Source organism: Candidatus Hydrogenedentota bacterium, from assembly GCA_016791475.1.
Taxonomy (GTDB): domain Bacteria; phylum Hydrogenedentota; class Hydrogenedentia; order Hydrogenedentales; family JAEUWI01; genus JAEUWI01.
Window position 1 is genome coordinate 1 of record JAEUWI010000036.1, and the last position, 26603, is coordinate 26603.

General features: G+C 61.5%; 15 protein-coding genes. 9 read left to right on the forward strand and 6 right to left on the reverse strand.

The genetic code is table 11. The features are described 5' to 3' along the window. The first annotated feature begins 259 nt into the window (after positions 1-259). From JNK74_18190 to JNK74_18200, 3 genes are all read left to right on the forward strand, one after another. Entirely contained in the window at positions 260-3094 is a 2835-nt protein-coding gene (locus JNK74_18190; protein ID MBL7648118.1) for a hypothetical protein, read from the forward strand. A gap of 283 nt (positions 3095-3377) precedes the next feature. After that, positions 3378-5723, forward strand: a complete 2346-nt coding sequence (locus tag JNK74_18195) for an arylsulfatase (protein ID MBL7648119.1) — start codon at positions 3378-3380, stop codon at positions 5721-5723. Positions 5724-6077: 354 nt separating this feature from the next. Then, positions 6078-7016, forward strand: coding sequence for a DMT family transporter (locus JNK74_18200; protein ID MBL7648120.1), 939 nt, complete (start codon positions 6078-6080; stop codon positions 7014-7016). Positions 7017-7037: 21 nt separating this feature from the next. Here JNK74_18200 and JNK74_18205 read toward each other — a convergent pair whose 3' ends face one another. Both JNK74_18205 and JNK74_18210 read right to left on the reverse strand, forming a co-directional pair. Further along, entirely contained in the window at positions 7038-7625 is a 588-nt protein-coding gene (locus JNK74_18205; GenBank protein ID MBL7648121.1) for a hypothetical protein, read from the reverse strand. A 72-nt stretch (positions 7626-7697) separates the two neighbouring features. Further along, on the reverse strand, positions 7698-10022 hold the full coding sequence (locus JNK74_18210) for a hypothetical protein (GenBank protein MBL7648122.1): 2325 nt from the start codon (positions 10020-10022) through the stop codon (positions 7698-7700). Positions 10023-10209: 187 nt separating this feature from the next. Between JNK74_18210 and JNK74_18215 the strand changes: the two genes are divergently transcribed. Both JNK74_18215 and JNK74_18220 read left to right on the forward strand, forming a co-directional pair. Beyond that, positions 10210-11127, forward strand: a complete 918-nt coding sequence (locus JNK74_18215) for an alpha/beta hydrolase (GenBank protein MBL7648123.1) — start codon at positions 10210-10212, stop codon at positions 11125-11127. 192 nt (positions 11128-11319) lie between these two features. Continuing rightward, the gene (locus JNK74_18220; protein MBL7648124.1) at positions 11320-11964 is read left to right on the forward strand and encodes a hypothetical protein; all 645 of its coding nucleotides are present in this window, start codon (positions 11320-11322) and stop codon (positions 11962-11964) included. A 232-nt stretch (positions 11965-12196) separates the two neighbouring features. Here JNK74_18220 and JNK74_18225 read toward each other — a convergent pair whose 3' ends face one another. Then, the gene (locus JNK74_18225) at positions 12197-14953 is read right to left on the reverse strand and encodes a beta-propeller domain-containing protein (protein ID MBL7648125.1); all 2757 of its coding nucleotides are present in this window, start codon (positions 14951-14953) and stop codon (positions 12197-12199) included. A gap of 183 nt (positions 14954-15136) precedes the next feature. Between JNK74_18225 and JNK74_18230 the strand changes: the two genes are divergently transcribed. The 3 genes from JNK74_18230 to JNK74_18240 all read left to right on the forward strand — a co-directional run bounded on the left by JNK74_18230 (position 15137) and on the right by JNK74_18240 (position 16846). Next, entirely contained in the window at positions 15137-15805 is a 669-nt protein-coding gene (locus JNK74_18230) for an NAD(P)H-hydrate epimerase (protein ID MBL7648126.1), read from the forward strand. 91 nt (positions 15806-15896) lie between these two features. After that, a complete protein-coding gene (locus JNK74_18235; GenBank protein ID MBL7648127.1) occupies positions 15897-16148 on the forward strand; it encodes a YggT family protein in 252 nt (83 codons plus the stop codon). 50 nt (positions 16149-16198) lie between these two features. Next, positions 16199-16846, forward strand: coding sequence for a protein-L-isoaspartate(D-aspartate) O-methyltransferase (locus JNK74_18240; GenBank protein ID MBL7648128.1), 648 nt, complete (start codon positions 16199-16201; stop codon positions 16844-16846). Positions 16847-16903: 57 nt separating this feature from the next. On the opposite strand, the gene JNK74_18245 is transcribed toward JNK74_18240, so the two are convergent. The 3 genes from JNK74_18245 to JNK74_18255 all read right to left on the reverse strand — a co-directional run bounded on the left by JNK74_18245 (position 16904) and on the right by JNK74_18255 (position 19250). Then, entirely contained in the window at positions 16904-17320 is a 417-nt protein-coding gene (locus JNK74_18245) for a GntR family transcriptional regulator (GenBank protein MBL7648129.1), read from the reverse strand. A gap of 194 nt (positions 17321-17514) precedes the next feature. Then, positions 17515-18213 carry a 16S rRNA (cytidine(1402)-2'-O)-methyltransferase gene (rsmI, locus tag JNK74_18250; GenBank protein ID MBL7648130.1) on the reverse strand — a complete coding sequence of 233 codons (699 nt, stop codon included), beginning with the start codon at positions 18211-18213 and terminating at the stop codon, positions 17515-17517. 38 nt (positions 18214-18251) lie between these two features. After that, entirely contained in the window at positions 18252-19250 is a 999-nt protein-coding gene (locus JNK74_18255) for a GHMP kinase (protein MBL7648131.1), read from the reverse strand. A 387-nt stretch (positions 19251-19637) separates the two neighbouring features. Between JNK74_18255 and JNK74_18260 the strand changes: the two genes are divergently transcribed. Further along, positions 19638-26525, forward strand: coding sequence for a hypothetical protein (locus tag JNK74_18260; GenBank protein MBL7648132.1), 6888 nt, complete (start codon positions 19638-19640; stop codon positions 26523-26525). The last annotated feature ends 78 nt before the right edge of the window (positions 26526-26603 follow it).

Consider the following 26603-nt stretch of genomic DNA (forward strand, 5'->3'; position numbering starts at 1 on the left):
AGTATAGCCAATTCCAACCCGGAGCCCACAACTATATTTATCTGGCATTATTAGCGGTAATAGCAGATCTGCACCCTTGTTTTATCTGTGCCGATCTGTGTGACTCTGTGGGAGGGTTCTTTGGTTGCGGCCAGTGATTGCTCCCGATGTCCTTACTGCCTGCGTCTAGATTGCACACGCTCACTGTTTCGAGCGGGACGGAAATGGTAACGTACCTGAAGTACTTCTTAGAGTCGTCAGCCAAGCCCAAAGGATAACCATGCGCCTCATCCTGCTCTGTTCGCTCGTTTTCTCTCTCGCCACATCAGCCCAGGAGGCTCCGCTCAGTCCGGGCGATTCCGACTGGAGATTTGTAGAAACCTTGTCCGCGCCGGCAACCTGGCATCCCCACTGGACCCGCGACACAAAAGCCGACGGCGAGGCGAGCCTTCAGGGCGGCGTTCGGGTCGAAGCGAATTTCCCCGATGGCGAGCAGCTCCTTGAAACAGCCTACGAGGATCTTGGCAACTTCTTCAATGCGGTCGGCATCCCCGCGGGCGGCCCTTTCCGAATTATCACGGAGCAGGTCCCCACCACCGAAGCCGAATCCTTCACCCTCGAAATCAGCACGGACGAATGCCGCATCCAGGCGAACGATGCGGAGGGCATTCGCCGGGGCATCTACTTTCTTGAAGATGAACTGCTGCGCGCGGACGGGCCCTTCCTGACCATCGGGAAGATCCAGCGCGCGCCCTTTATCAAGACACGCATTTCGCGCTGCTTCTTTGGCCCCATCAAGCGCCCACCCATGAATCGCGACGAGCTGCTCGACGAAGTGGACTACTATCCGGACGGCTATCTCAATCGCCTCGCCCGTGACGGCGTGAATGCCCTCTGGTTGACCATCGAGCTGAAGGACTTGCGCAAGACCTCGCTCAACATCCCCGTCAGTCCCGACCGGGAACAGCGTCTGGAGAAGCTCCGCAAGACGGTGGGAAAGTGCCGTCTTTACGGCATCCAGGTCTACCTCTTCACCCTGGAGCCCATCTATATGACGCCCGGTGATCCCCTGATTCTGGCCTATCCGGAGCTTGGCGGCATCACCGTGACGGGCAACTACGCCAAGACCTTTTGTCCCTCCTCCGAAACGGCGCAGACCTACCTTCGCGAAGCTTTGTACAGCATCTTTTCCGAAGTACCCGGCCTCGGTGGTCTGATCAACCTCAGTTATGGTGAAGCGCCCACCACGTGCCTGAGCGAGGCCAAGGGCCCCGAAGGGCGCATGGACTGCCCCCGCTGCGCCGATAAGAAGCCCTGGGAGACGCTCAATGCTTCGCTCGGCGCCATGGAGCGGGGCGTGCATGAGGCCGCGCCCGACGCCAACGTCATCTCCTGGCTCTATGTGCCCGATGGTGATTCGGAAATGGTGCTTGACCTCGTGCGAAACACCCCACCCGGCGTCACGGTCCAGTTCAACTTCGAGTCCGGCGGCAGCAAGGAACAGCTCGGCAAAGCGCGGCGCGCGAGCGACTACTGGCTCTCCTATCTGGGCCCAAGCGATTCCTTCCGGCGCGTCGCGGCGAACGTAAACCCCGAGGCCGCCGGGATGGCCGCGAAGATTCAGGCATGCAACTCCCACGAGGTCGCTTCGGTGCCCTTCATTCCCGTACCGGGTCAGCTCTTCGGCAAGTACCGCGAGATGCGCGGCCTGGGTGTGGAGACCGTCATGCAGTGCTGGTACTTCGGTAATCTGCCCTCCATGATGAACCGCGCCGCCTCCAGCGCGCTGCCCTTTGCGCCCGAGGGCGTGAGCGAGGGTGAATTTCTCCAGAACTTGGCGCGCCGCGATTGGGCGGCGGCGGATGTGCCTCAAGTTGTGGAGGCGTGGCGTCTGTTTGCCAAAGCCTACGAGAACTATCCCCTGTCCAACGCGTTTCAGTTCTATGGCCCCGTGACGGACGGTGTCGTGTGGCCGCTCCACCTGAAACCGGCACAGCGCGTGCTTGGGCCGACGTGGCGCGTGGACTACCCCATCTCAGGCGACCGCATTGGCGAGGCCTTTTCAGGGACGCACACCTACCCGGAAGTACTCCAACTTTGCAAGGCCCTTTCCGACACCTGGAACCAGGGACTCGAACTGCTCACCACGTTGAAGCCGAAGTATGCGAACGAGCCGGATCGGATGATGGACTTTTCCGTGGCCCAGGCGCTGGGCATCCAGTTTCGTTCAAGTTACAACATCCTCCGCTTCTACGACCTTCGGGAGACACTACTTTACGGCCCTGCGGAGACGCGAAGCGCCACCCTGAAAACGTTGCGCGAAATCGTGGAGGAAGAAATCGGCAACGGAGCGACGCTCTCGGCGCTCTGCGAATCGAATCCCTTCCTCGGTTTTCATTCCGAAGCGGAGGCCTACAAATACTTCCCCGCGAAGCTCCAGTGGCGTGTCGACCTGCTGCGTGAGCTGCTCGACACGGAGTTTGTCGAGGCCGAAGCGGAGGTGGCTGCGGACGAAATGGTCTTCCCGGCTCTCTCCGGCATGACAGGCGAACCACTCGCGTACACGTGCTCGCCCGCACCGGATGGCTTTGCCGCCGCATGGCGTGAAGACGCCGCGTGGCAGGCTTTGCCAGTGGAAGCTGCCGCGCTCGAGCCCGGCGAGCCCGCCGCATCGTGGCGGGCCGTGCGTGATGCCGAGTCGCTTTATGTAAGCGTCCAATTACGCCAGACCGATGGCGCGGCACCGATGTCCGCGAGCGTGCATATCCAGTCCGCCCACATTTATCCCCGGCGCACCTTTGAGCTGGATGAACAGGGCACCCGAAACACACAGCTCGCGTGGCACGCCTTTAACGACCAATGGGAGAGCGAGACCACGGCGGCGAACGGAATCCGAACCTTCCGATTCCGCATTCCTTTCACCGCGTTCAATGGAGAGTTCGACCCGGCCCGTTTTCCCGCGCGGCCCATGCGGATCAACGTGCAGCTCAAACCAACCGCTGCCGCGACCGTCAGCCACACTTGGGCCCCCGCTTCTCCCGCGCCCCCCGTGAATCGCCTGGGCTATGGTATGGAGGATCCCGCCGAAATGGGCTGGCTGCGCTTCGTGCCTTGACCCTCCGGTGGGCCAGCGATGTCAGGGGGATATCAGACCGCAAAAAGCCGCACAGAACGCAAAGTGAAACCGCACATTCCTTTCACAGTTGTTCAAGGCACACACACTGATCCAATCTGGCAACGCCGGCAGAAAACCAGCTTGCCGGCCAATTCCATGTTACACAGGCCCCCTGCTTGTAAATTATTGTTGACACGATCAGGGTGCCTCCTTTAGCATTTGTACTAGTTCGCTCAACTTGGAATAGTTGATGTCACTAGCACCATCTGGAAAGGGGAAGAGCATGAGAACTCAATTCCTGCGCGCAATTCTACAGGCGACGTTGCTCTTGTTGGTCGCGAGCTCTACTGCAATGGCGACTGTCGACCGCACCACGTTGCCAATTCAAGAGCCGCCGACTCAACCGCAGACAATCCTGGACGCGCGCAATGCGACCGCACCGCCGCGTTTCGAAGTGAAAGCGCCGGAAGGCGCCCCCAACGTGGTAATCGTCTTAATAGACGACATGGGTTTTGGACACAGCAGCGCCTTCGGCGGCCCGGTCAACATGCCCACCGTGGAAAAATTGGCTGCGGGCGGACTGCGCTATAATCGCTTTCACACCACAGCGCTTTGCAGTCCTTCGCGCACAGCACTGCTCACGGGCCATAACCACCATGCAAACAATGCGGGCGCCATCATGGAACTTGCCACGGCATATCCCGGGAATACCGGCATTCGCCCGCGTTCGATTACCACCCTCGCGGAGATTCTGCGCCAGAACGGGTACAGCACCGGCGCATTCGGCAAGTATCACGAGACGCCCCCGTGGGAAGTTTCCGTGTCGGGCCCCTATGACCGCTGGCCGACGGGTTCGGGTTTTGACAAATTCTATGGGTTCATTGGTGGTGAAACAAATCAGTGGGCGCCTGCCATTTTCGACGGTGTCACGCGGGTTGAACCACCGGCGACCCCGAACTATCACTTCACGACCGACATGACGGACAAAGCAATTGCCTGGGTGAGCGCACAGCAGTCCCTGACGCCGGATAAACCGTTCTACCTGTATTTTGCGACGGGCGCAACCCACGCGCCACACCATGCGCCGAAGGAATGGATTGACAAGTATAAGGGCAAATTCTCCGGCGGTTGGGACAAGCTGCGCGAAGAGACCTTCGAGCGGCAGAAGAAACTTGGTATCGTTCCCGCAAATGCCAAACTCACGGCGCGGCCCAAAGAAATTCCGGCCTGGAAGGATATGAGCGCGGATCAAAAACGCCTCTTTGAACGGCAGATGGAGACTTTCGCCGGATTCGCCGAACACACCGACAGCGAAGTGGGCCGCCTGGTTGCGCAGCTCGAAGCAATCGGCGAGTTGGACAACACGCTTTTCTTCTACATTCTCGGCGACAATGGTTCGAGCGCCGAAGGCGGGCCCGAAGGTACCTACAACGAAATGATGGCGTTGAACGGTATCGTGGGAAGTGCGGACCAGATGATAGAACATATCGACAACTGGGGCGACCCGACGACATTTCCGCATTTCGCCATTGGTTGGGCCTGGGCCGGCAACACGCCGTTTCAGTGGACCAAGCAGGTTGCCAGCCACTTTGGCGGGACGCGCAATGGCATGGTAATGCACTGGCCGAAGGGCATCAAGGCGAAGAACGAGATCCGCGATCAGTTCCATCACCTCATCGACGTTGCGCCCACGGCCCTCGAAGCGGCTCAGATTCCGCAACCCACGATGGTGAACGGCGTGAAACAGCGCCCGATGGACGGCGTGTCCATGTTGTATTCCGCGGACAATGCTGAAGCCGCCGATACGCGGACGACGCAGTATTTCGAGATGTTCGGCAATCGCGGCATCTACCATGAGGGATGGGTGGCCTGCACGCGCCATTCGATTCCCTGGCTGATGGTCCCACTTCCCGCCCTGGAGAACGACACGTGGGAACTGTACAACATTGACGAAGATTTCACACAGGCAAACAATTTGGCCTCGAAGAATCCCGAGAAACTTAAGGAACTACAGGATCTGTTCTTGCAGGAAGCGGAACGCAACCACGTACTTCCCCTCGATGACCGGCGCTCCGAGCGGTTCAATCCGGCCATTGCCGGGCGCCCCGATCTCCTGGGCGGCCGCAAGTCCCTTACCGTGTATCCGGGCATGATGGGGATGCTGGAGAATGCGTTTATTAATGTGAAAGGCGTCCATCACACGGTCGAGGCCGAAGTCGAACTGAAAGACGATATGACCAACGGCGTCATTATCGCCCAGGCAGGATATTTTGGCGGTTGGTCGCTCTACATGAAGGATGGCAAACCCCATCACGAGTACAATTGGTTCGCGCTGGAACGGACAAACATAGGCGGCGACACCGTGCTGCCCGCAGGCAAGCACACGATCGGGTACGAGTTTATTCCGGATGAAGCGAAACCTGGTACGGGCGGCAAGTCTATCCTGAGCGTGAACGGCAAGAAGGTGGCCGAAGCGCAAATTCCGAAGACGCAGCCCTACGCCTTCTCCGGAGACGAAGGCGCCGACGTGGGCCTCGACTCGGAAACCAATGTGTCGCCCGACTACAAGCCGGGAATTCCCAGCATGTTCACGGGGAAAATCGTGAAGGTAACCGTGGAGCAGAAGTAGGCCGCCCATTAGAAAATGGGCCGGACCATAGTGAAGTCCAGTCGCCAATGCCGCGACCCGGTTTAGCCTGATATGGCGGCTGGGTTGGTCTGGCGGCATCCGGTGCCAGGCGAGGTAAACCCGCAATCGTTTGCAGCGACCGCAAAGAGGCGTTAGCCTCTTTGCGGTCTCGCTATTTTGATGCGGTCACGATATTCTGAGGTTGAGCGGCGTGAACGGCGGGTGGATTCTATGCATAATAGGGGCGGCTCAGGACCCTTCGCTGGGGCGCCCGCGATCGAGGCGTCGGGTTTTCAACTCCGCGGATTTCGCATACGCTCTTCCTCCAGAATTAAACCCCATAGAAACCAATTCATGAACCGCCACGCCCTGGCCTATACCGCTCTTGCCGCCGCCACCTTCGGCTGGGCCCTCTCCCCCATTTTCATGCGCTACATGACGGGGGCCTACGACCCCTACACGCAGTCTTTCCTGCGCTATGGCTTCGCCACGATCATCCTGCTGGCCATCTCGGCCATCGGCTATCGCGCGGGCTTCATGGCGGCGCTGCGCCGTCCGAAGGCCACCCTGGGCCTCGCGCTCCTCAATTTCGTGATGCAAACCGCCTGGACGGTTTCGCTGTATCACACCACCGCGACCGCGGCCCAGCTTATTACCAAGATTCAGGTGCTCATGATCATCGCCATGAGTTATTTCCTTTACCACGAGGAACGCGCCGTGATTAAGAGCCCGCGCTACATCGTCGGCACCGCGTTGGGCTTCCTCGGTCTGGCGGGGGTGCTCATGGACGACCCATCGAAGTCCCTCTTCCCCACCCTCGATCTCGCGGTATTTCTACTGCTCTTCGTTTCGGTCTGCTGGTCGGTCTACGCGGTATGGGGCAAGCATGTCGTGCGAGACCTCCACCCCGTGCCCATGTTCACCGTGGTGTCGCTCTACACTACGATTGGCTTTGCCGCGAATATGCTGATCTTCGGCGACCCCGGCACGATCATCTCCGGCGGAAGCTACATGCTGGGCATTGCGGCGCTGTCGTCGGTGCTACCCATTGCCGTGGCGCACGCGGCCTATCACTACGCCCAGCACCGTCTGGGAGCGGCCTTCTGCATCAGCGTGCAATTGGTAACCCCGGCCATCACCAACGGCCTCGCGGTGCTGTTCTGGCCCGATGAATCCATGAACCTCATTCAATGGATTGGCGCGGGGGTGTTGACGGCGGGCAGCCTCTTCGTGATTCAGGCGCAACGCAGGGCCAGCGCCGACGGCGCGCCCCTGACAATTACAGAGGGCTGAAAGCCCCCGGCTTGGCCCCGGTCAATGCTCCGGCGGATCCAGGGCGCTCAGGGCTTCCAGGAATGCGGGCGAGAGGGGAAATCGGCCCATCGGAACGCGTTCCTTGTGGCCATCCAGAAAAAGGACGTCCGCATCGTGCGCGCCGGATTCCGGCTGAGAGATAATTACCGGGATCGCTGCGCCTGTCGCCGCCGGCCCTCTCGGGTCGTTGATGTCGCTGTAGTACAAGCGCCCGACCCCCGCGCGCAACGGGTATAGAAGATTCGAACCGCCCGCGCCTCGGCCTTCCCCAACGTCCAGTGGTTCTGGAAAGGGCTTGCGTTCCCGCGCCAGCGCCGTGAGCGTTTCCACCAGCGCAAGGCCCTGGGCTTCGTCGATCACGGCGTAGGGCAGATACCAGGCGTGCCCAAACTCGCTGGCCGCGCCGGGAAAGGCCTGAGCCATTTCCGGAACGCGGAGTATATCCTGCGGGATCCCCGGCAACGTCGAGGCGCCGTGGCGCGCAACCGCGCTCGCGGATCGATCGCCAGCCTCCTGCACGAAGCAGGCATTGAGGAGACACAGCGCCCCCACGCTCAACAATGCCAGTCGAATTCGAAGTGAACCCATGCTGCTACTCCCGGTTGTCGGGCTGATCGTAGCGCCCGCGCGCCTATCATAGCATTCGACGGGCAATGTCCCTCAATATTCGTCCGCACCCAGGGGAAAGTTGTCGTAAGGCCCCGCGTCGTAGCTCAGGATCTCGCGAAAATTCGGGAAGGCCGGATTGGTGCGCACGATGCGCCACACTCCTTCGGCATTGCTCCATGTAACCCAGACCTCGGCCTCGGGCGTCCTCGGGATGCTGACGGGGATGTCCGCGCGAAGCCCCAGGCTGTCGGTCAGCAATACCGCCGATAACTTGCAGTAGAGCAGCACGTTCACCTGGCCGGTGGAATCAAAGTTGGAAAAATCCCAGCGGCGGATCTGGCGGTGCAGTTTAATGGCGCGCCATCGTTCCAGCATGGCCTGGTTGGCCCGCTTGACGTAGGCAAAGTCCCAGCCCTGGGGGTCTTCGTAGCTGGTCTCATAGGCCGCCATGATCCCGTTGAGGTTGCGATCGTGAATCGCCTCTTCCCACAGGCCGATCTGTTCCACGATCGCGTCGGCGATTTCCCGGTGCGCCTCGGAAACCCCTTCGAAGCTCGGCCACCAGGGCGCCTCGACTTCCACGCCGGGCCGCGCCTCGTTTACGGGCGTGCTGTCCGCACTCGCGAGCAGCGGCGTGAGTATGACCTCCTCGGCGATTCGGCTTTCATTCACGCTGTAGGACCGGTATTCCCCCTGCTCCAGAATGCCCTCCAGAGGCTCCCGCTCATCGGTCATGGCGGTCACCGCATAGGCGATGGTCTGATCCGCGGGGGATTCGCTGTCCACGTACTGGAGTTGCTCCTGCTCAAGGCGCGCGATCAAGGTGAAACCGGTCTCCGGGAAGACCCGTTTGTATACCCGATAGTTCAAGTCGTTCTCGCGAAAATCCCAGGCCAGCACCACCGCGCCGCCATCGCGGCGGGCGCTGAACTTTCGCAGCGGCACGGGAACACCGTCGATGGTAAAGGGCTGCTGCTCGCGCGTGTTCTCCCGAGTGTTCATCACAAAGATGCCGCGGCCCACCTCGGTAACAAAGGCCGTTCCCGTGCCCTGGGGGCGGCGCAGGGGCGCAAGTGCCTGGGTCCACGCGTCCAGGGTGGGCAGACTGCCGGCGGCGAACACCTTCTCGAAGCCCTCCAGCGCGGCGCCCTCGGCATAGGGTGAAATGAAAGGGATCCAGTACAGGTCGCCCCGGTCGGGGATCAGCTCGGCAATCTGGCCGGGGCGGGCCAGACCGTATGCCGCCTTCATGAGGTTGCCTTCGTCCAGCACCCCGTCGATGTCCTTCAAGTTCAGGTGAAACTCCTCCGGCGTAGAGGAGGGCGCGAGCCGCAGACCGACACGGGCGCCGCGGGCCACGAATTCCCGTCGCGCAATGACCGCCTTATCCACCACCTCGCGCAGCCCCGGCAGGATGCCCTCGTCCCAGTGTCGGCGGGACGGGCCATACCATAGATCTTCGCCATTCTCAAACGAGTAAACCGTTGCGCCGGTCATCGCGCCGCTCAGGATCATGGCGCGGTAGAGCGAAGAAGGCACGACCTCCGGTCCCGCGGCGGCCCCGAAACGGCCCGGCCCCGCATAGCCCGCGTCGGTATACCAGCGCGCGTCCGCCGCCATGCCCCAGTTGGCAACAGCCCCCTCAAGCCACAGGCCCATCAGGGCCGACTGGTTGCCCAGCAGGTGATCGCCCCGGGTAAGGCAGGCGGGGATGACGTAGTCGCGACAGGCCACGAGCTGCCGATACAAGGGTGCGCAGGCCGTGTTGCTCATGACCCGCGCCCACTGGAGCTCATCCATGGGCAAATACACAAATCGGCCATAGCTCGCGGCGGTATGGAGCACCATGGAGAGCCACGCGACCATGGTGGGTGTCTGGCCATCGTACATGCGGGGAGAGGAGTAATAACGAAAGTCGAGGCCCGATACCTCCACGCCCTTGACCATGGTGAAAGCCCGCAAAAGGCTTTTCAACTGCTCCTCCGCCACATCGAGCGGCTGGGCGAAGGCCGCGCGCCGGGGATCGCCCGTGAGCCGAACAACCGTGGGGATCTGCTGCTCCTGCAACGTCGCGAGCACGGTCGTCAGGTGCGTAATCGCGGCCTCCCCTTCACCAGGCGCCTGGATCTTGATCATCCCGTTGGAGTGGAGCGCCTCGGGCATTTGCTCCCAGGCCGACAACACGTGATCGCGCTGACGGGCGGGGTCCCCACGGTGCGCCGAGAGATCCTGAAACAACATCAGGGGATGTTCCGGGCTGATCTCCACCGCCAGGGGCGGATACTCCGCGCAGACCGCCGGAAGGCAAAAAAACACGCCCAGGAGCAGAAGGCATCGGGGAGTGAGGCGGCTGAAGCGTCGGTTTTCGAAGTGCATGGGTGAAATTGTATGATAGGTGGGTAACATAGGACAAGCTATGTCCGCCGCGCGGCGCCCGGCAGTGCATGAGGTTAATACCCCAAAACGCGCCATGGGTTTCCCCGGCAATGTGTGCCGGACGGCTCCGCGGCGCTTCGCGCGCACCCTGCCGGCGCTTCCCGTCCCAATTGAAGGATTCCGGCCCATGTCTTATCCCATACCCGAACCCGTGGAGCAGGTGGATCGCCCCCGGGGCGCCCTGCGTGTCCGCCCACGCTCCCAAGGCAACTACATCCAGCACTGCAATGTCGTCTATGCCGAAACCCATGGCCTGGGGCTCGTCATGGATATCTTCGAGCCAGCCCAATCGCCCAATGGCCTCGCAATCGTGGATGTGATCTCCGGCGCCTGGCATTCGGATCGCGTTCGGATGAACGAACACATTGGCCTGGGGGCGATTGATGCCTTCTGCGAGGCGGGCTTTACCGTTCTTGCGGTGGCGCCGGGCTCGGCGAGCCTCTTCAACGCCGCACGCATGGTGAAACACCTCCATGCCGCCATACGCTTTGCGAAAAATCACGCCGCGACCTGGAAAGTGGACCCTGATCGGCTCGGCATTTTTGGGGTCTCCGCCGGCGGGCATCTCGCCGCGTTAACCGCCCTGGCCCCGGAGCCCGCCGACCCACGCGCGCGCCTGCCCTGGTACAAGCACGACACGAGCATCGCAGCGGCGGGGTTGTTCTTCCCGCCGGCGGATTTGCTGGAATATTGGGCCGGGCCTTTTGATTTTCGCCGGGATTCGGAACCCACCCTCGCGCGGATGCTGTTCGAGGAGGGTATGGGCGAACAATCGGATGCCGAAATCGCCTCTGCCGCACGGGCCATTTCTCCGCTGCACCAGATTCAGGGAGGTCATCCCCCCTTCCTCGTGGCACACGCCACGGGCGACAACATAGTTCCATACAGCCAGTCCAGACGCTTCGTGGCAGCCCTGACGGCGGCGGGCGTGGAGGCCACGCTCCTTACCCATGATGGCGACGGCCACCCCTGGCGCGGCGTGGACCGGGAGTGCAACCAGATGGCGGCCTGGTTTGCGGAAATGCTGAGCACCCGGAGTGATTGAGTTCCCGGCCTGCCGCACACGTCCGAGGGCGCCGGCTGAATACAAGGGTAGTGATTCGCGGAAGAAAGGAAAAGTGTGCATTTTCCCAGAATCATTGCTATCGTAAAGAGATATGAACGGTATAGAGGCAGCAACGCCCCGATTGGGATCGTTCCCGGTGAGGCGACGCTCAACGATGAGGATAAACAAATCATGAAAAGCTGGTACGGAATCGGTGTGTTCTGCATGGGCGTGGCTATCGCTGTTTCAGCCGGCGCCAAGGAAGAAGCGGCGGCAACGCCCGAAACCGCCGCCGCGCGCGTGGGCGACGCCTACACCCTGGGCACCTGCCCGGTCTCGGGCGAAAAGCTCGGCTCCATGGGCGACGCGGTGGTGCTCATTCAGGACGGCAAGGAAGTCCGCCTCTGCTGCGAAGGCTGCAAGAAGAAGTTTGATGCCAACGCCGAGGCCATGGTGAAGGAAATCGATGCGAAACTGATTGCGGATCAGGAAAGCCACTATCCCACGAAGACCTGCATCAACTCCGGTGCGGAGCTGAAGGACGGTGGCGTCTCTTTCGTGGTGGGCAACCGCCTCGTGAAAACCTGCTGCGCCAAGTGCGAAGAGAAGGTGAAGGCCGACCCGGCCGCTTTCCTGGCCAAGCTGGACCAGCAGGTGATTGACGCGCAGAAGGCCGACTACAAGGCGACCGCCTGCCCCATCTCCGGCAAGCCCCTGGGCGATGCGCCGGTGGAAATGGTCGTGGCCAATCGCCTCGTGAAGCTCTGCTGCGAAGGCTGCAAGAAGGGCGTGGACAAAGACCCCACCGCCGCCATCAGCAAGATTGAAGGCAAATAAGATATTCGATTGAATCGAGGCCCGCCCCCTCCTGGGGGCGGGCTTTTTTTGTGCCAGGAGGTGGGCGGGCCTGGTCGTATGAGTTGTATGGGATTGGGGCGTGTGCGTTATCACCCAATCGGTAAAGGCCATCGGCCCTGATTGTCCTATCCGACCAATGCCCTCCCCAAAAAAAGAACGACCGCCGCGGTCGCACTCGCAACCGCGGCGGTCTGTCAGGCATGCATTTCGATTACAGCGGCAGGGTCACCAGACCGTAGTAGCCCACGGGGAAATAGGCGTTTTCCTCGCCGAAGCGCACCTTCGACGGGTAGCCCGACACGGCCGTCAGGCTCACCTGTGTTCCCACACCCTCACTGAATTCATACTGGGCGATGGCGCCGTAGCCCACGCTGAGGAACACGTCGTCGCCCTGAGCACCCAGCAGGGATCCGTAGTATCCGGGCAGTTCGACCATCTCACTCAAGGTCAGGACACCATCCGTGCCGACTATGGCCTGATACAGCCCGTAGGACGGCGAGTATACGTCGAAGTACACGCGATCGCCCGAGGCAATCGTATTGCTGGTGTAGGCGGGCACCTCCAGGCTGTCCAGGGGATCAACCGCCGTACCGCCGCTCCAACGGACCGTCTCCAGCGAGGATTCAACGCCGCCGTCGGGCGTCCACTGCTGGTCGCGAAGGGTGAGCACATCCGTGGCCGGATCATATTGCACAAAGTAGCCCGGCACGTTGGCCGCGGGACCGGCGGTGCCGTTGAGCACGTCGATCTCCTGGATATAACACGCCGCGAGAGGTCGGCCAAAGGGGAAGAAATCGAGAGATTCTTTGTTGCCCAGATAAAGCTTGTCGCCCACAACGTCAAGCGAGGTGATGTAGCTGTAGCCCAGCCCCACCGTGGACTCAAACGCTCCCGTTTCGAGGTTGATCAGCGCCAGTCCCTGCTGGGCGTTCCCGGTACCGAGCACGGAATCAAATTCACCCGCGTAACAGCGAAGGGCGAGGGTGTCGCCCAGCACGAAGCCGGTCTGGCCACCAAAGTTGTAGTAGGGCAGGCCGATGGCCACATCCTTCAGGGCATCCGTACCCGGTTCGGGAAGTCCGCCATCGTAGTAATACCCGTAGTAGAAGTAATAGGGCGTCACGTTGACCTTGATGACGTCGCCCGCCTCGGGATTCTCGGGCGAGCTCACGTCCACCAGGACGACTTCGTAGCCCGGTTCGACGTCCCACGCGGTCCCCACGAGGGCGACTCTGGATCCCGCCGGATAGGCACCCTGGAAGGCGCTGATATTCACAACTTCTTCGCCCAGGACAGCGCCATTCCCATCGACCGTACGAATCAGGACCTGGCCTTCATCGTAGCGCTCGACAATCTCCACGCCTTCGCCGCCCGGCAGCTCAAGGTAATCCACCACGTTTTCCGCAATGGTAATGGACGAGTCCACCACGGGATTGTCCAGATCGCTCGCATCAATGCGGGCCACCTGTTCCGTCGTCACGCCAAAGTAATACGCCCCATATTCGAGGGAGCGAAGGATGGATCCGCTCAAATCCACGCTGCCGCGCAACTCGAGGTCGTCCTGCGTGTAGGAGACGAACTGCAGGCGCTCGAAGCCGCCCGACTCACCGCTCCAGCCCGAGAAGGGAACGATGATCACATCGTCGAGAATCGTCAGCGCCTTTACATCGCCATAGGCGTTGGACCAGGACCAGTCCTCGCCGAAGCTGACGCGGTCGCTCAGGGTCGGCGCGCCGTTGCCGGAAACGTCGAATATACTGACGCTGACGTGGCGGCCACCGGTGTCGTCGACACCCAGGGCGATGAGCCGATCACCGCGCGGTTCAATGTGGGTCGAGTAACCGGGTACTTCCAGCGCGCCCAGGAGCGCGGGCGCCGCGGGATCGCTGAGATCGAGCACGAAAAGCGGATCCACCACCAGATACGTCACCACGTAGGCGCGGGCGCCGTCAAATCGCGTCGCAAAAAGGGTCTCGCCCTCGGCGCCTTCGAGGGGCATCTCCGCAAGCTTCGGAAACCCTGCCTGATTCAGGTCGAAGGTCGTCACATAGACTTGATTCGTTTCCTGCCACGCCGAAGAAACCACCCGCAGGGCGCCGTTCCACTCGTCCAGCTTGAAGCGATCCCCCACATAGCCCCGGACACTCACCGCGCCCGCGTTGACCATGACACCGCCGGGATCGGTAATGTCCAGCACGGTAATATCCGTCTCGTTGTTCTGCCAGTCGGAACTGGCCACGAAGGCCCGCTGGGCGTTGACATGAACCACATAGCCCGATCCGTCGAAGTCGAGCGCATCCACCTGCGCCACATGGTCGGGGTCGCCCACGTCGATACTCGTCACCGTGGTGCCGTTCTCGCTGCCCGCGTCTTCCACGCCATAGTAATAGTAGTCGTAATGGGCCGTAACCGCATAGAGGATGTTGCCCACCAGACGGCTGTCCACCAGATCGCCCTCAAAGTCCATGCTCGATCGGATGGCGGCCTCCGCCGGCGTGGCGACATCCACCACATAGAGACGGCTGCTCGCTTCGCGCTCGGGCGACACCGCAACGTCCTTCGCCGCAACATCGAGTCCGAAATAACCGTAGCCCGGATTGCCCACCAGCACGTAGGCCTGGCCATTCGCGAAATACAGGTCGCGCGGGTAGCCCGTCGTCGGTACCTGCGCCAGCAGTGCCTGGGATTCCAGATCCACGATGGTGAGACCGCGATACTGGTTCAGCACGTACAAAAGATTGTCAACGCGCCGGATCACATCCGGCTCCACCACTTCCCGCTCTTCCCCCCCGCCATTGTCCGTCCCGGGCGATTCGCCTTCGCCTTCACCCCCCTCGGCATCCCCGTCGAGCGCGCCGTTGCTGTTCACATCCGCGCTGGTAAAGGTTCTTACCTGCTCGATGATGGGACAGCCGGCAAGGGGCAGCAACAGCAGTATGAATATAAGCCAATGTCTCGCCCTGGTCATGAGAAGTACCTCCATCCGGCGCCGGAGCGCGTGTATTGCAGTTCGCCCAAGGATTATTCTAGCACGCCCACGTTACAATGGGACAGGGTAAAGTGTTACTCCCATAGTAACGGGTCCTGCTCACTTTACCAACGGCCCCGGGAAATCGTTCCCGCCCGTACCGCGAAATTATGGAGACCTTGAATGACGACGAAGATCCACCGCTATGTGAGCGCGGCGCAGATGAGGGAAGCGGACCGCCGATGCATCGAAGAGATCGGGATTCCGGGCGCGGTCCTCATGAACAATGCCGGATCGGCAGTTTTTCGCCAGATCGCCGGGGGGCCGGTCGCTATCGTCTGCGGCAAGGGAAACAATGGGGGCGACGGCTACGTCGTGGCGCGCCTCGCCCACCTGGCCGGTATGAAGACGCGGGTCGTCGTACTCGCCCCCCGTGACGACATCACCGGCGACGCCCGCACCTTTCTGCGCGCCTACGAGCGCCTGGGCGGCGAAGTGACTTTTGAGGCGGAACCCGCCGGGGCGGCGGTGGCCGTAGCCGGACTTGCGGGCGCGGCCGTGCTGGTCGACGCGATTCTGGGCACGGGAATTGCCGGTACCGTCCGAGGGGTGGCCCGGGCCGCCATCGAGGCCTGGCCCGAGGGCCGCACCATCGCCGTGGACCTGCCCTCCGGCATGGACGCCGACACGGGCGAAGCCTGCGGGGCGTGTATTCGCGCCGATTGCACCGTGACCTTTCAATTTCCCAAGCTGGGCTTCAAGAACCCCGCCGCGAGACGCTGGCTTGGCGAACTCATCATCGCCGATATCGGCATCCCCGAATCCTGTGCCGACGCCCCGGAACCCGGATGAAAATCACGGCCTTTCTGTGGCATGATGGGGTGGTAGGTGATGCCCCATTTAACAGGGGGCGCGCCGGCAACCCAAGGAGTGCCCTCGCGAAATGATCAGCGTTTCTCTTTCCATCATCTATTGTGGACTCACGTTGTACATGATGGCGATATTGCTGCGCTGGCTGGGCCCCTGGCTGGAACTGGAATTCCACGGGCCTTTCCTCGGCCTGTTGCCCAAGGCGACCGACCCGCTGGTGGACTTCATGAAGCGGGTTCTCCCCAATATGGGCCCCATGGACTTCTCGCCCATGGCGGCCGTCATGTGTGTCTACATTGTCCGGCTGATTCTCGTCCGGCAATAACCCATCTGGAGCTGTTCCCCATGGACAGCAGGCGCGAAGAGCGGGACAGGATGGTGGCGACACAACTCGCTTCCCGGGGGATTGCTTCCCCGGCGGTCCTCAACGCCATGGCCTCCGTGCCCCGACACCGCTTCGTGCCGGTGGATTGCGAACATCTGGCCTATGAAGACCGCCCCCTGCCCATCGGTCTGGGCCAGACCATTTCCCAACCCTACATGGTGGCCTGCATGACCGAGCTCCTGGCCCTGGCCCCCGCGGATCGGGTACTGGAAATCGGCACGGGCTCCGGCTATCAGACCGCCGTGCTGGCGCGACTTTGCGCCCAAGTGGTCACGGTGGAGCGACACCCGGAACTCCAGGAACGGGCGAAGGTTCAATTGGGCCGCCTGGGTTACGACAACATCCGCTACGTCACGGGGGACGGAACGCTGGGATGGCCCGACGAAGCCCCCTACGACGCCGTTCTTGTCACGGCGGGCAGCCCGCGAATTCCAAGTGCCCTTCTGGAACAACTGGGCGATGGGGGCCGGCTCGTGTGCCCCGTGGGTGAACGAACCCGACAGCGGCTCGAATTGGTCACCCGGCAGGGAAACACGCTGATCCCGGAAGTATACACGGAATGTATCTTCGTTCCATTAATGGGCCAGGATGGCTGGCCCCCGGACGGGGATTGTGCGCGCTTCCCTGCGGGGACATGAATTTCAGAGGGAAAGTTTCAGGTACGAACCCGCGGGGGCCGACCCGATGGGTCTACTTCATTCACCGGCCATGTCGTAGGGCAGGGCGCCGGAATCGATCGCGTCCTTGACGTCCTTACGCACGTCGGTCGCGGAGATCCCGCTGGCGATGCACTCGGCCACCGCATCCCGAAGGTGCATGCGAACCATATCCTGAACACTCGCCTTGCAAAGCCCGGCGGCCTTCTCGGAAATGGTAACGCCCACGCCCCGGCGCGTGTGAACCAACTGCATCAGCTCGAGGTCGCGGTAGGCTTTCGTCACCGTGTTCGGGTTGATCTGCAGCATGCTCGACATATCGCGTACGGACGGAAGGGTATCACCGGCAACCAGCTTGCCCGAGGCAATGGCGAAACGCACCAGATTTTCAATCTGCACGTACACCGCGATCGGGCTATCAAGATTGATACTGTACTTCAGGTTCTTCTTAGCCATATCAATACTCCTTTATGTGGCTAACTTGGGGTAGCATTCGCGGACTACTCAATCGCGAACACGCGGCCTGTTGAGGCCAAACTATCGACACGCCCCCCGAAATGCGCAAAGGGATTATTCGTTATTGCTGACCCACAATACTACATCACCTTGGGTCAATTCAACCTTTTTAATCAAGATTCCCCTTAAATCCCTTATTCTGGACGAAGAAACTTGGGATTATCGCCGGATATAACAACACAAATCTCACCTTTTACCTTTTTTTCCGCAAATTGCGCCGCAAGCTCGCCCAGATAACCACGCTCGACCCGCTCAAATTTCTTCGTCAGTTCAATGCACACCGCCGCCATCCGCTCCCCAAGTACCGCGTGGGCATCCGCCAGCAACTGGCCGATTCGAAAGGGCGATTCGTAGATCACCATCGTGTGGGGGCGATCGGCGTCCTCCTGGATCCAGCGCTGCCGCGCACCGCTCTTACGGGGCGGAAATCCCTTGAACGTGAAACTCGCGGTGGAAAGGCCCGATGCCAGCAGCGCCGTCGTCACCGCGGTCGGCCCCGGAAGGATTTCAACCTCGTGGCCCGCTTCGCGGCAATCGCGGATAATGCGATACCCCGGATCGCTGACGCCCGGACAACCGCCGTCGCTGCACAGACCAACCTTTAGACCCTCGTTAAGCAGCCCCAGGATTCGCCTGCCCGCCTGCTCTTCGTTGTGCTCGTGGTAGCTGAAGGTCGTGCGCGGACGCTCGATTTCGTAGCGCTCCAGCAGACGCTGGGTCATGCGCGTGTCTTCGCAGGCCAGCGCGTCCACCTCTCCCAGTACGCGGTGAGCGCGGTACGACAGGTCCTCAAGATTGCCGATCGGCGTGGCTATGACAAATAAAGTTCCGATAGTGCTTCACCTGCAGGCGGCATAGGGGCCGCCGGGTTCTAACCGATCACGGTTGGTTGAAATACGGCAATGTTGCCTTCGCGCATTTTTTCCACCAGGCGCTCATACATGGCCTGATCCTCGTAGGTGCCGACAATCGCGCCGCCGGAACCGGAAAACTTTCCGTGGGCACCCACCGAGCGGGCGCGCTGAACCATGTCGATATTGCGCGGGTCCAGGGTGTACAGGCTGCACCGGCGGTCAAAGTTCTTGTCCATCAGCGGGCCGATCTCGCTGCCCCGCCCCGCCACCATCAGATCCCGCGCCTCCTGCGCATAAGAAGCGAAATCTTTCATCGCCTGGATCACCTCGGCATCGCCCGACAGCCAGCGCTCCTTGATATTGTTATGGAAAGTCTCCGAACCCTCGCCCAAATCGAGGCGATAGGCGATAAACAAATTCGGCAACAGGCCCGGATCAATTTCTTCGTAGCGCCCGTATCCGTGGGCCGCCATGTGCTCCCGGTCAAAATCCATGAAAACACAGCCCTCGTACACCTGGATGACCCGATCCTGAAGGCCCGCCGCAATGCCCAGCTTACCCGTCTCCACTTCCAGTATCAGATTCGGCTGGCGCGTCCGCGGTATTTCGACCTCGTAGTAATCCATCAGACAACGCAAGGTCGCCGTAATGAGCGCGCTGGACCCCGCAAGCCCGAGGCGGCGGGGAATGGTGGAACGATAGCGGATCGAAAAATTCTTGTGGCTGATGTCGATCCCTTCTTCCCGGCAATACTCGATGAAACGGCAGATCGTGGCTTTCATAAGCCGGATGCCGCCATAGTACCCGTTGTTCTTTACGTCGTCGTAAAGATCCTCGGCGGACTTGTATTTCGATCGGTCCTGAAGGCTCGGCACAATCTCCAACTCGGGGCTTTCATACAGACTGACCTTCGCCGCAAAATCGCGTATGACAAAACTGATCGTCTTACCAAAATAGCCGTCGGATGGATTACCTATAAGTCCGGCGCGGGCATAGGCGGTGGCTTCGCAGGCCATGGAACACTCCTTCTTGGGCAGGGAACTTGGGGAGCATACGCAACAGGGGGGAAGCAGTTCAAGAACACGAACAGAAGAGCTAAGCACTAAACTAATAAAAGCGATAAACCCGCCGGGTTATCTGTGGTCAGCTCTGTGGAATTTTATAGTGCTTCTCCAACTATGTGGTATTATCAATGTGGTTACGTGGCTCCCTCCCCCCATGGGTGATGAGCCACAACCGGGGTTGTGCCCTCTTAAGAGGGATTCGGGAATCGACGACTTGGGATTCGCCTGCCCCCGGGAGAGAGTAAGAATCCCACGGATGGGCCGACTCCTGTACTGACCGGCGACGTGGAACATGTCCCTCGAAAACCTTTGCAACGGTGATTGGGTTTAGGAGCAGCAATGTTGAAGATCTCGAGTTTTGTCGGCCGGCTGATTGGGAACCGGCACTTTCCCCTCGCCCTGGTGCTGGTCACCGGTTTGCTCCCCGCCTCGGTGGGACATGCGATGGAAATTACGGTCACCGCTTCAAACAGCACCGTGGACGGTGTGACCACTTCCATCACCGATCTGCTGACCAATCCCGGTTCGGACCTCAAAGTGAGCCTTCACGAAGCGGTCACCGCGTGTAACAACACCCCGGGGGCCGACAACATCCGCTTTGACCCATCGCTTGCCAGCACGATTGTATTCTGCAGCGGCATCGTTCCGACCATCACGGAAACACTGATAATCGACGGCGAACAGCAGGACATTATTCTCGACTGCGACGGCGCCTCGGGCACGGCGGTGTTCACCCTGGGGAACGGCTCGGGCGGGAGCGCGATCAAGGGTTTCTCCCTGATCAACGCCAGCGCGGGCGGCATACGCATCGAGAGCGCCGGCAACACGATCCAGCAGATGATAATCTACGGCAATGGCGCGTCCGGCATCGTCATCGACAATCAAGGCGGCTCCGGCAACAACACGATCACCGCGTGCAAAATCGGCACCGATGGAACGACGGATTTTGGCAACTCGGGCAACGGCATTACCATCGTTGATTCCTCCAACAACGCCATCGGCGGCCTGAACGCGAGCGACCGAAATATCATCTCGGGCAACACGGGCGCGGGCATCGCGATACAGATTTCCGGTTCGGTCAATACCGCCAACGGCAACCGAATCCTCAACAACACCATCGGAATGAGCGCGGACGGCCACACCGAAATGGGCAATGACGCCCACGGCGTTTACGTCCTCGGAACGGCGGGACCGGCGGGACACCTGGACAGTACCCTCATCGGCGACGTGCTCGAAGGACCCGGCGGCAACCTCATCTCAGGCAACGGCGCATCCAACATCTACCTGTCCGGCGCGGCCGTCACGAATACGAAGATTCAGGGCAATATCGTCGGCCTCGACCTGGAAGGCGACGATGCGATTTCGGTGGATGCGAGCCACGGCATCGTGCTGGAAAGCGGGGTCAGCGCGACCCTCATCGGCGGAACGACGGAGACCACCCGCAACATAATTTCCGGCAATAACGCCAACGGCATCACCATTCAGGATTGCAGCGACAACGCTATCGAAGGCAACTACATCGGTACGGCGGCGGACGGCGCCACCAATGTCGGAAATGTCGGCGAAGGTATCCAGATTTCCGCATCGGGTCTGGGCTCGACCGGCAACGTGATCGGCGGGGCCCAGAACGCGGGGAATATTATCGCCTTCAACGGACTCAACGGCGTGTCCTTGACCCGAGCCACGGCGAATGTGGAGCAGACCACCATCACCTATAACTCCATTCACTCGAATACCAGCGACGGCATCAAATTCAGCCTGTCCAGTATCAACGGTAATATGACTCCGCCCGGAATCTCCGCGATTAACGCCACCGCCCCCTACTCCGTTTCCGTTATCGGCGCGCAAGTAGGTGAATCGGTGCATCTCTACGCCGATTCCGACGACGAAGGCATGAAATTTCTCACGAAAGTCATTATCGCCGTGGCCGGCGGACCCACCGTAATCCCCGTCAACCTGGCCCCCTTCGACGGCAAGAACATCACCGCCACGCGGACCGACGCCAATGGAAACACCTCGGAATTCAGCGTGGTAACCAGCCCCAACCCCGTTCCACCGATTGCGCCTACGCTGGAGCTAGAAGTCCAGGAAGGACAGGCCGACCCCACCAACACCCTGCCCGTCCATTTCGTCCTGTCGCCCGATGAAACCATCTCGGGCCTGACGACCGGCGACATCGTCAATGACGGCACCGCCACCGGCGTGACGTTCGACATCAGCCTGGTGGGCGGAACCAATACCTATCACATCGACGCCTCAAGCGTGACCGGCGAAGGAACGATCCAGCCCCGGATCCCCGCGGGCGCCGTCACCGACGCCGCGACCAACCCGAGTACCGCGGATTCCGCCCCGAATCTCTCCGACGGCGTTGTACTCTATGACACCATACCCCCGGCGATTGCGGTGGACTTCCTGCTGACCAACGACAGCTCACCGGCCCTCAGCGGCACGGTCGACACGCCCAGCGCAACGATTTCGGTCACCGTGGACGGCGGCAGCCCCGTGAACGCCACCAACAACGGCGACGGCACCTGGGACGTGGCGGACGGCGGCGTGGGCACGCTCACCGACGGCGACCACGAAATCGAAGCAACCGCCTTCGACGGCGTCAACTACGGCACGGACGGCAGCAGTCTCGAACTGACCATCGATACCTTCCTGCCCACCGGAACCGCGGACTCGCTCATTACCAATGACCCGAGCCCGGCCCTCACCGGAACCATCGACGACCCCGACGCGACCATTCTCGTGAGCGTGGATACCAGCACCGGCCTTTCCGCCACCAACAACGGATCGACCTGGACGCTCCAAGGCGGCCTCATCGCGCCGCTGAATCAGGGGCACTATGATGTCACCCTGGACCTCCTCGATCCCGCCGGCAACACGAATCAGATCGTCGTCAGTGGCGCCCTGATCGTGGACTTGACCGATCCGATCCTCACGGTGGACAACACCATCATCGCCGATCTCACACCGGAGCTGACCGGCACCGTGACGGACGCCACGTCCACCACGGTCGAAGTCACCGCGGACGGCCAAACGGTCACCGCGAGCGTCAATAGCGGCGTTTGGACGGCCACCCTGCCCAACGCCGTCGCGGAGGGCGAGTACGCGGTGGATGCCGTGGCCACCGACGCGGGCGGCAATGTCGGTACGGCCAGCGCCCCCAGCGGCCTCATCATCGATATCACCCCGCCCACGGTAACCGTAGAAACCGTCGAAACGATTGACCGGAATCCCGCGCTGTACGGCACGGTGGACGACGGCAGCCCGGCCCGCACCGACAGCGTGGTGCTGTCCGTTACGGTGAACGGCAACACCTATGCCGCGACAAACGAGGGCTCGGGTGTCTGGAGCCTGGCCCAGGGTATCATCGCGCCCAACCTGGACGACGGCGCCTATGACGTCGCCGTGACCGCCACGGACAGCGTGGGCAATGCCGGGAGCGATACGACCACCAACGAGTTGACCGTGGACAATGGCGCGCCGGAAGTTACGGTCGATGCGCTGACTACCGCATCGGCAAACCCAACCCTGACCGGCACGGTGAGCGACCTGCTCGACACCACGGTATCCGTCACGGTCAACGGCGAGACCATCAATGCGACGGTCGGAGGCGGCGTCTGGACCGCGGAGGTCACCCAGCCTCTGGTCGACGGCGCCTACGAGGTGTCGGCCAGCGCGACGGACGCCCTCGGGCACGTCGGCACGGACGCCACCACCGACGAATTGCTCGTCGATGGCGCCGCGCCCACGGTCACGGTGAACCTCCTGGTTACTTCCAACGTGACCCCCACGGTGACGGGCACGATAGACGAGCCAAACCTGGCCCATCTCAAGGTAACCGTCAACGGCGTCCTCTATTCGGCCACCGTATCCGGAAGCGACTGGTTCGCCGACATTTCCGCCGGCCTCGAACCGGACACCTACTATGATGTCGTCACCGAGGCGACCGACACCGCGGGCAATATGGGAACGGATGGAACGGTCGATGAACTCTTAGTCGATAGAACCGCTCCGGTAGTCACGGTGGATTCCCTCGTCTCGCCGGAATTCACCCCCTCGATCACCGGCACGGTAAGCGACCTCAGTGAAACGGAGGTTGACGTGACCGTAGACGGCGTCACCTATATCGCATTCGTCGATAACGGCCTGTGGGTCGCCCAATTGACCAGCCTGGCGGCGGATGGGATCTATGATGTCGCGGCACGCGCCACGGACGCCGCCGGCAACGAGAGCTTTGATACCACGACCGACGAACTCGCCGTAGACACCACCGCGCCCACCGTCACGGTGAACGCGCTGAGCACGAACGACTCCACGCCGATTCTGAGCGGCACCGTGCTCGACCTCACCGCCACAACGGTGGAGGTGTCCATTGACGGCGTTACCTATCCGGCGACGGTGGACGGCGCCACCTGGCTCGCGGACATCGTCAATGGCCTGTCGGACGGCACCTACGATGTCGCCGTCGCCGCGACGGACGCCGCGGGCAATGTGGGCAATGACGCCACCTTTGACGAAGTACTCGTGCAGGTTACCGCGCCCTCGATCTCTGTGGACACGCTCGCGACCAGCAATCCCACGCCGAACCTAACCGGCACGGCGTCGGGCGATTTCCCGATCGAAACCGTCGATGTTACCGTCAATGGCAACACCTACTCCGCCGTTGTATCGGACACCACGTGGAGCGCCGCCATCACCCATGCCCTCTCCGATGGCGACTACGATGTGACCGTATCCGCCACCGATGCAAACGATATGACGGCATTGGAGACATTCCCGGCCGCGCTGACCGTGGACACGGTGGCTCCGGTGGTAACAGTCGATTCGCTCCTCACAAACACGCCCCTGCCGCAGATCACCGGCACCGTCGTGGATGCCGACGCCTCCGTCGCGCTGGTTGTCCAGGTAGCCGGGCAGTCCTACACTGTGCCCGCGGAGGGTACGAGTTGGAACGTCACGCCCGAGGCGGATCTTGCCGATGGGATCTATGACATCTCCGCCACCGCAACCGATCGTGCCGGCAACACGGGCAGCGACGCCACAACGGATGAACTTACCGTGGACACCGCCGCACCAGCGGTCAGCCACTTCGATATTGCCGGGAGCTCCCCCACCAACGTGGACACGGTGCATTTCGCCCTGAACTTTGACGAGCCGGTAACGGGCGTTGACACCGCGAACTTCACCGTGATCGTCGACGGCATTCCCCAGGATGAAATGCCGAAGCCCATCGGCGGACTTCTCCTGAGTCATACGGTCAGCGGCGGCGGTGACGCCTGGGATATCGCCGTCGGAACGGGCACGGGCGATGGCGCCATCGGGCTCCGGCTTAAGAATATCGATACCATCCTCGACGCCGCGGGCAATCCGTTGGGCGCGGGGCTGGACAGCGCCGGGGCCTATATCATGGACCGGACACCGCCCACAATCCAGATTACTTCCAAGGAAGCCAGCCCCACGAGCGCCAATCCGATCCCCGTGTCGGTGACGTTCAGCGAGCCCATCAGCAGCTTTGAAGCGGATGAGGTCATCCTCACAAACGCGACCGTGGCGAGTTTCGAGGGCGATGGACTCGAGTTTGAAGCCGCCCTGATCCCAACGGCCGAAGGCGAAATATCCGTGACGGTAAACCCGGACGCGGTGCTGGACGCCGCGGGCAATGGTAACGTGGAAGGCGCTTCGTTCGCGATCACCTACACGCCCGGCGGCGAGGGTGAAGGTGAAGGCGAGGGAGAAGGAGAAGGAGAAGGGGAAGGAGAGGGTGAAGGAGAAGATTGCGCAAGTGGGTGTGCGCCCGACACGACCGACGCCGATGGCGATGGACTCTCCCCCTGCATTGAAACCTGTATCGGCACCCGTGATGACACCATCGACTCCGACGGTGACGGCATGGCCGACAACTTCGAGTTCAAGTACAAGCTGAATCCCCGCCGATTCGACAGCGACGAGGACAAAGACGGCGATGACTTGAGCAACCTGGATGAGTTCCTCGCCAACAGCGACCCGACGAATCCATTTTCGCCGGACCGCACCTATTTCGTCGGGAAGACCGGCAATGACGAGACGGGCGACGGCAGCCGGGCCAATCCCGTGCGGACCATCGGCCGCGCCCTTTCACTGCCCCGCCCCCTGAGCTACCAGGATGCCCGCATTGTGGTCGGCGACGGTATCTACGAAGAAGACGTCGCTCTGAAATCGCGCTACATCGTCGTGGCCGAAACCGGCGCCGAGGTGATCATCGTCGGACAGGTCACCGGCGCCCAGCGCTCCGCCCTGCGCCGGGTGACGATCATGGCCGCGGAGGGTGATGACTACCTGTTCGATATGAACGATGTGGCCATGGAACTGACCGAAGTGACCTTCGTCGGCTCCGAGGCGCGGGACATGACCGGTATGCTGGTCGATGGATTCAACCCGGCCGGCGCGCTCATCGACTTGTGCCACTTCTCCAGCCTCGGCGTGGGCATCGACATCGGCGGGGCCATTCCCGTCATCCGCCGCTGCACCTTCGCCGATATCCCCGAGACCTTCGGCGATCCGCCCCAGCCCGGCGCGGCCATCATTCTGCGCGCGCTGGATGGAAAGCAGACCGGCGGCGAAACCCAGTCCCTCGGCGATTCCACCAATCCGGACACCGGCTGGAACGATTTCCTCCGCAGTGTGGAAGGTCTTGCCGTCATCAACGAGCGCGAGAACGCGATCCTGATGCAGGACAACTACTGGGGCTTCACCGATCCGGCGGACTTCAGCAAGCGCGTGGAAGGGCCGGCGGTGCTGGAGCCCGTGTTGGCCCAGAGTTCCGCCGTGCTCGCCGCGTCCATCTTCTGCACGGTCTGGAACGACACCGAGCAGAAGCGCATCGGCACCGCCGCGATCGACCTGAATATCAGTTCCTTCAAGTCGGTTACAAACAACAATGACGGCGTGTACGCATTTCCGGCCATTTCGGAAGGCACGTACGATATTGTGGTCAAAGCGGACGGATTCCGGCAGGAGTCCGTGGCGGTGGATGTCGCCGGCGGCGAACTCAAGTCCGTCACCATTGCCCTGCGCTCCATATTGCCCGGCGAGGGCGAAGGCGAGGGCGAGGGCGAAGGATGTCCGGAGCCCGCCAACGCACAGAAGGCCATCGCGGCCTACGGTAGCGACCTCTTCCTGGGCGGTCTGACGCTGTTGGCCATGGTCGCGATGAGCCTGCGCTACCGGCGCCGGGAAGAGTAAGCCCCGACCCATCGCACCATTCGGTAAATCCCCTCGCGGGGGCGGCCCAGGCCGCTCCCGCGATTTGCTTTCGGAACA

Excerpts from the sequence above, each read along its gene's own strand:
- JNK74_18245 (MBL7648129.1), bottom strand. The coding sequence starts at position 17,320 with ATGGCTAAGAAGAACCTGAAGTACAGTATCAATCTTGATAGCCCGATC.
- JNK74_18225 (MBL7648125.1), bottom strand. The coding sequence starts at position 14,953 with ATGACCAGGGCGAGACATTGGCTTATATTCATACTGCTGTTGCTGCCC.
- JNK74_18190 (MBL7648118.1), top strand. The coding sequence starts at position 260 with ATGCGCCTCATCCTGCTCTGTTCGCTCGTTTTCTCTCTCGCCACATCA.
- JNK74_18200 (MBL7648120.1), top strand. The coding sequence starts at position 6,078 with ATGAACCGCCACGCCCTGGCCTATACCGCTCTTGCCGCCGCCACCTTC.
- JNK74_18220 (MBL7648124.1), top strand. The coding sequence starts at position 11,320 with ATGAAAAGCTGGTACGGAATCGGTGTGTTCTGCATGGGCGTGGCTATC.
- JNK74_18205 (MBL7648121.1), bottom strand. The coding sequence starts at position 7,625 with ATGGGTTCACTTCGAATTCGACTGGCATTGTTGAGCGTGGGGGCGCTG.
- JNK74_18215 (MBL7648123.1), top strand. The coding sequence starts at position 10,210 with ATGTCTTATCCCATACCCGAACCCGTGGAGCAGGTGGATCGCCCCCGG.
- JNK74_18230 (MBL7648126.1), top strand. The coding sequence starts at position 15,137 with ATGACGACGAAGATCCACCGCTATGTGAGCGCGGCGCAGATGAGGGAA.
- JNK74_18235 (MBL7648127.1), top strand. The coding sequence starts at position 15,897 with ATGATCAGCGTTTCTCTTTCCATCATCTATTGTGGACTCACGTTGTAC.
- JNK74_18255 (MBL7648131.1), bottom strand. The coding sequence starts at position 19,250 with ATGGCCTGCGAAGCCACCGCCTATGCCCGCGCCGGACTTATAGGTAAT.
- JNK74_18210 (MBL7648122.1), bottom strand. The coding sequence starts at position 10,022 with ATGCACTTCGAAAACCGACGCTTCAGCCGCCTCACTCCCCGATGCCTT.
- JNK74_18240 (MBL7648128.1), top strand. The coding sequence starts at position 16,199 with ATGGTGGCGACACAACTCGCTTCCCGGGGGATTGCTTCCCCGGCGGTC.
- JNK74_18195 (MBL7648119.1), top strand. The coding sequence starts at position 3,378 with ATGAGAACTCAATTCCTGCGCGCAATTCTACAGGCGACGTTGCTCTTG.
- JNK74_18260 (MBL7648132.1), top strand. The coding sequence starts at position 19,638 with ATGTTGAAGATCTCGAGTTTTGTCGGCCGGCTGATTGGGAACCGGCAC.